The 6,542-nt window shown below is 62.8% G+C and carries 3 protein-coding genes; 2 read left to right on the plus strand and 1 reads right to left on the minus strand.

Annotated elements, in window-relative coordinates:
* Positions 1-3,658, plus strand: a 3,658-nt coding sequence (gene rpoC, locus JF66_RS15210; protein ID WP_035879371.1) for a DNA-directed RNA polymerase subunit beta', incomplete at its 5' end; no start/stop codon positions are given.
* 123 nt (positions 3,659-3,781) lie between these two features.
* Here rpoC and JF66_RS15215 read toward each other — a convergent pair.
* On the minus strand, positions 3,782-4,408 hold the full coding sequence (locus JF66_RS15215) for an acetate uptake transporter family protein (RefSeq protein WP_035879373.1): 627 nt from the start codon (positions 4,406-4,408) through the stop codon (positions 3,782-3,784).
* A 277-nt stretch (positions 4,409-4,685) separates the two neighbouring features.
* On the opposite strand from JF66_RS15215, the gene JF66_RS15220 reads away from it, so the two are divergent.
* The gene (locus JF66_RS15220; RefSeq protein WP_035879375.1) at positions 4,686-6,356 is read left to right on the plus strand and encodes a GspE/PulE family protein; all 1,671 of its coding nucleotides are present in this window, start codon (positions 4,686-4,688) and stop codon (positions 6,354-6,356) included.
* Positions 6,357-6,542: the final 186 nt, after the last annotated feature.

Consider the following 6,542-nt stretch of genomic DNA (forward strand, 5'->3'; position numbering starts at 1 on the left):
AGAGGTCACCAAGTCGTCCGTGCGCCGCGAGCGCATGGGCCACATTGAGCTGGCCGCACCCGTCACTCACATCTGGTACTTCAAGGGCGTGCCCTCGCGCCTCGGCTACCTGCTGGACATGGCTCCGAAGGACCTCGAAAAGGTCATCTACTTCGCCGCATACATGGTCATCTCGGTAGACGAAGACGGTCGTCACCAGGACATGCCTGGTCTCGAGAACGAGCTGCGCCTGGAACTCAAGACCCTTGAGAACAGCCGCGACTCGCGCATCGCCGATCGCCTGCAGCGCCTCGAAACCGACCTCGCAGCACTGGAGGCCGAAGGCGCCAAGAGCGACCAGAAGAAGCGCACGAAAGACGCCGCCGAGAAGGAAATGGGACAGATCCGCAAGTCCCTGGACGAGCAGATCGCCCACCTCGAGCGTGTGTGGGAAGACTTCCGCACCCTCAAGGTCGGGGACCTGAAGCCGGAAGACTCCGTCTTCCACGAGCTTCAGGACCGTTTCGGCATGTACTTCGAGGCCTTCATGGGCGCCGAGGCCATCAAGAAGCGCCTCGAGGCCTTCGACCTCGTCACCGAGAGCGAAAACCTGCACCTGCAGATCGCCGAGGGCAAGGGTCAGAAGAAGATCCGCGCCATCAAGCGCCTGCGCGTTGTCAACGCCTTCATCATCACCGGCAACTCGCCGGCGGCGATGGTGCTCGACGTCGTGCCGGTCATCCCGCCGGAACTGCGCCCGATGGTGCAGCTTGACGGTGGCCGCTTCGCGACCTCTGACCTCAACGACCTCTACCGTCGTGTGATCAACCGCAACAACCGTCTTCGTCGTCTGCTTGACCTCGGTGCCCCCGAGATCATCGTGAACAACGAGAAGCGCATGCTTCAGGAGGCCGTTGACGCGCTGTTCGACAACGGTCGCCGCGGTCGCCCGGTCACCGGTACCGGAAACCGTGCCTTGAAGTCCCTGAGCGACATGCTCAAGGGCAAGCAGGGTCGTTTCCGCCAGAACCTGCTCGGAAAGCGCGTGGACTACTCGGGCCGTTCGGTCATCGTGGTCGGCCCGCAGCTCAAGCTGCACCAGTGTGGTCTGCCCAAGCAGATGGCACTCGAGCTGTTCAAGCCGTTCGTGATCAAGCGCCTGATCGACCTGAGCCACGCTCAGAACATCAAGGCCGCCAAGCGCATGGTCGAGCGTTCACGTCCGCAGGTCTGGGACGTGCTCGAGGAGATCATTCGCGAGCGTCCGGTGCTGCTCAACCGTGCACCCACCCTGCACCGCCTGGGCATCCAGGCCTTCGAGCCTCAGCTCGTTGAGGGCAAGGCCATCCAGCTGCACCCGCTCGTCTGCGCGGCGTTCAACGCCGACTTCGACGGTGACCAGATGGCTGTGCACCTTCCGCTGTCGGTCGAGGCCCAGGCCGAGGCACGCATCCTGATGCTCGCCTCGAACAACATCCTCAAGCCGTCTGACGGTCGCCCGGTGACCCTGCCCACCCAGGACATGATCATCGGCCTGCACCACCTCACGACCATGAAGGAAGGTGTGATCGGAGAAGGTCGCGCGTTCTCCACGGTCTCTGAGGCGATTCTTGCCTTCGACCAGAAGTCGCTCGACCTGAACGCCAAGGTCCGCATCCGTCTGACCGACAAGTACTTCACCGAGGGCACGCAGCCCGAGGGCGTCGAGCTTGTCAACGGTCAGGCAGTCGGAACCGTACTGGTCACCACCAGCCTGGGCCGCGCCATCTTCAACGAGGCGCTTCCGGCTGACTACCCGTACTTCGAGCAGGTGGCCGACAAGGTCACCATGTCGACGATCGTCAACGACCTGGCCGAGCGCTATGTCAAGATCGAAGTGGCTGCAACGCTCGACCGGATCAAGGATGCCGGGTTCTACTGGGCTACTCGCTCCGGTGTGACCGTCGCGCTCAGCGACATCCTGACGCCTCCGAACAAGAAGGAGATCGTCGCCGGCTACGAGAAGATGGCCGCGAAGGTTCAGTCGCAGTTCGAGAAGGGTCTCACGACCGACCTCGAGCGTCGCCAGGAGCTCATCCAGATTTGGACGAAGGCGACCGAAGACGTCGCCGCGGCCATGCAGGCGAACTTCCCGGCCGACAACACGATCAACCGCATGGTCACCTCGGGTGCTCGTGGTAACTGGCTGCAGGTGCGTAACATCGCCGGCATGCGAGGCCTCGTGAACAACCCGAAGGGTGAGATCATCCCTCGCCCGATCATCTCGAGCTACCGCGAAGGCCTGTCCGTCGCCGAGTACTTCATTGCTACTCACGGTGCTCGTAAGGGACTGGCCGACACCGCGCTGCGTACCGCCGACTCGGGGTACCTCACCCGTCGTCTGGTGGACGTATCGCAGGACGTCATCATTCGTGAAGACGACTGTGGAACGACCAAGGGCCTTGAGCTCCCGATCGGTGAGCGGGATTCGTCCGGCGTGCTTCGGGTGCACTCGAACGTCGAGAACGCGGTCTACGCCCGCAGCCTGGCCGCACCCGCGGTCGACGCTGCCGGCGTTGTCGTGGCCGAGGCCGGCGCCGACGTGGGAGACGTGCTCATCGCACAGCTCATCGCGTCCGGTATCGAGACCATCAAGGTTCGTTCGGTGCTCACGTGTGAGTCTGCCGTCGGTGTGTGTGCGGTCTGCTACGGCCGTTCGCTTGCCACGGGCCAGCTCGTCGACATCGGTGAGGCCGTCGGTATCATCGCCGCACAGTCCATCGGTGAGCCCGGCACCCAGCTGACCATGCGTACCTTCCACACGGGTGGGTCGGCATCCGCTGACGACATCACCCAGGGTCTGCCGCGTGTTCAGGAGCTCTTCGAGGCTCGTACCCCCAAGGGTGCGTCGCCGATCGTCGACTCTGCCGGACGCATCACGATCGAGGACTCGGACAAGGGCCGAAAGGTCATCCTGACCCCCGACAACGGTGACGAAGCAATTGCCTACCCGGTGCTCAAGCGCTCGACCCTTCTCGTTGAGGATGGCCAGCACGTCGAGCTCGGACAGCAGATCATCATCGGTGCCGTTGACCCGAAGGAAGTTCTTCGCGTCAAGGGTGTGCGTGCCGTGCAGAAGCACCTCGTGGAAGGTGTCCAGCAGGTCTACCGTTCACAGGGTGTGCCGATTCACGACAAGCACATCGAGGTCATCGTTCGTCAGATGCTTCGTAAGGTCACCGTCGTTGAGCACGGCGACTCGGGCCTGCTCCCGGGCGAGCTCGTTGACCGGTTGAAGTACAACGACCTCAACCGCGCCGCGCTCACCGAGGGCAAGAAGACAGCTTCGGCTCGTCAGGAAGTCATGGGTATCACCAAGGCTTCGCTGGCAACCGAGTCCTGGCTGTCGGCCGCTTCCTTCCAGGAAACCACCCGGGTTCTGACCCAGGCGGCCATGGAAGGCAAGAGCGACCCGCTGATGGGCCTCAAGGAGAACGTGATCATCGGTAAGTTGATCCCGGCCGGAACCGGACTCCCTCGTTACCGCGACGTCAGCGTCGAGGCAACCGAGGAAGCCAAGGCTGAGCGTTACCCGAACCGCATCTTCACCGAAGATGCCACGTTCGTCGAGGGTGACCTGAGCTTCGTCGATTTCGACAGCTTCTCGTCTGATGACCTGACTCCCGGTACGTACAACTAACATCGCGCGCAACTCACTTCGGTGAGAAACACCGGATGGCCCCTGCTTCGGCAGGGGCCATCCGTCGTTAACCCGCCCCCTCACCCCTCACGGACGCGACGGGGGTTCGGGGGCGTGATGGAGCTAGCGGAGGTGGCCGACGGGGAGGGCGGTGCGCTTCCATGTCGTGTTGGTCACGATGGCGAACGATCCGTACCAGGCGATACCGGCCGTGACGAGACCGATCCAGCCGCCAAGCTGATGGATGCCGGTGATGCCACTGAAAGCACCCACGGTCAGGGCAAGGAAGGTGAGCGTAGCCGCGGCGAACAGTGCCACCAGCATGACGTTCGTTTTCAGGGCGGCGACGGTCATGAAGGCGGTGAAAATGGTCCAGGCGAGAAGGAACGCTCCGATGCCGGCCGCGCCGGCGGCTGCTTCCGTTTCCGGGTTCGTGAGGAGCCACCAGAAAGCCAGCCAGAACGCCCCGTACGACGTGAACGCGGTCGCCCCGAACGTGTTGCCCTTGATGAACTCCCACATCCCGGCGGCGAATTGGGCGATGCCGCCGTAGAACAGGGCGAGGCCGACGACGGCGGCGCCGGCGGTGGGGATGATGCCGGAGTTGGCGAGGCTGAGCACAAAGGTGGTGAGGGCGAATGCGCCGAGTCCGAGCGCCGCCGGGTCGGCGATGGCCGGGCGGGGCGCGGGGCCGGTGGCCGGGGAGTTCTGGACGCTGGCCGGGAGAAGGGGATTGAGAACGGTCGTCATGCGGACACTCCAATGTGTGGGCGGGGACTGGGCGACTCAGCGTCGCCACAACGTGAAACTCAGGGGGAAACAGCACGAGTATGACACTCCGGGTCACATTTGGCGAGCTGAGTGCCTATTCTGGGGTGATTTAGGCGTCTCCAGTGACACTGCGTATCATCACGGGAGTTGGGTTGCTCTCGTGGAGGCATGTGCCCCAAATGGGGCTCAAAACGCTGGTGATCAGCTGGCTTTCGATATATGCTCAGAATCAAGGAATCTGATCGGGGAGGTCCGTGTGGCTACCCTTACCGAAATTCTGATTCTTCATGGTCTACTGCCCATTGAGGTGCTCGATACGCTCATGGCCGGAGATCCGGCGGATGAGAGCGCGGTGCGGGCGCTGGTCGACAGCGGTGTGATCAGTGAACTTCAGTTCGCCAAAGCGCGGGCCCAACAGGCGAACCTGCCGTTCGTAGAACTCCTCGACTACCCGGTGGATCGTCTCGCGGTGGCGCTCGTGAGTCCGGCGGTCTGCCGCCGCCATGAAGTGCTGCCGATCGCGATTGCCGAGGGTCGACTCCTCCTGGCGATGGTGGACCCTGGCAATGTCTTCGCATTGGACGACGTGCGTGAGGCTGCCAAGATGCAGGTGAAGCAGGTCGTGGCGGAGCGGGCCGATTTGCTTGCGGCTATCGCCCGTTACCACCGAGCCGACGACGAGCTCACGAACCTCACGACCACGCTCGAGGAAGAGCATGCCCCTGCGGAATCGGCGGGGTTCGGAGCCTCGGATTCTCTCGACGACGACGCCCCCATTGTGCGGTTCGTTAATTTGCTGGTCAGCCAAGCCATTCAGGACCGGGCATCGGACATCCACATCGAACCCGCTGAGCACAGCCTCGGTGTGCGCTACCGCATCGATGGAGTGCTGCACGAAATGCAGCGTGCGCCGAAGAGCATCCAGAACGGCGTGATCTCCCGGCTCAAGATCATGAGTGACATTGACATCTCGGAGCGACGCAAGCCTCAGGACGGACGAATGTCGGTGAGTCACGGCGGCCGCCAGATTGACCTTCGGGTCGCCACGCTTCCCACGGTGTGGGGCGAGAAGATCGTGATGCGAATTCTCGACAACGCCAGCACCAAATTGAGCCTGCGCGACCTGAACCTGCTTGAAGGCAACTTCAACGCCTTTAAGACGGCGTATTCCAAGCCCTACGGCATGATTCTGGTGACGGGACCGACCGGGTCCGGCAAATCCACGACGCTCTACACGACCCTGAACTCGGTCGCCCGTCCGGAGATCAATGTGATCACGGTGGAAGACCCGGTGGAATACCGCATGGAGGGCGTCAACCAGGTGCAGGTCAACCCCAAGGCGGGACTCACCTTCGCGAGTGCCCTGCGGTCGATCCTGCGGTCCGACCCCGACGTCGTGCTGATCGGTGAGATCCGCGACCATGAGACGGCGCTGATCGCCATCGAGGCGGCGCTCACCGGCCACCTTGTGCTGTCGACCCTGCACACGAACAACGCGCCGAGTGCCATCACGCGACTCACCGAGATGGGCATCGAACCGTTCCTTGTCGGATCCGCACTCGATTGCGTTGTCGCCCAGCGGCTCGCGCGCAGGTTGTGCGATCGCTGCAAGCTGCCGGACACCCGCGAGGTGGCAGACCTCGCGCTACTGCACTTCGCGGTCGACCCTGACCTGCAGCCCCCGCTCATTTACCGACCCGTCGGGTGCGCCAGCTGCTCGAAGACGGGCTATCGCGGTCGCATCGCCGTTCACGAGGTCATGACGGTCTCCGAGGAGATCGAGCGGCTCACGGTCAGCCGCGCCTCAAGCGCGGAGATTTTGCGAGCGGCCAAGGAGCAGGGCATGATCACCCTGCGAGAAGACGGTTGGGCAAAGGTTTTGCTGGGTCTGACGTCCGTTGAAGAGATTCTCAGAGTTGTGGCGTAGAACGAAAAGGACATGCACCATGAACAATCCGATCTATGAGATTCCGGTCACGTCTGCCGGCCCTGGCTCCACGGCCATCGGCCGAGCGGATGCCGATGATCTCCACGTCAGATCGGGAGAGCCCGACTATCTGACAGGCCCGATCGTGTCGACTGAAGGAGTCTTCGTGAATTCCGGTAATTCTGA

It is taken from the genome of Cryobacterium sp. MLB-32, from assembly GCF_000738085.1.
In the GTDB taxonomy this organism is placed as follows: Bacteria; Actinomycetota; Actinomycetes; order Actinomycetales; family Microbacteriaceae; genus Cryobacterium.

Excerpts from the sequence above, each read along its gene's own strand:
- JF66_RS15215 (WP_035879373.1), bottom strand. The coding sequence starts at position 4,408 with ATGACGACCGTTCTCAATCCCCTTCTCCCGGCCAGCGTCCAGAACTCC.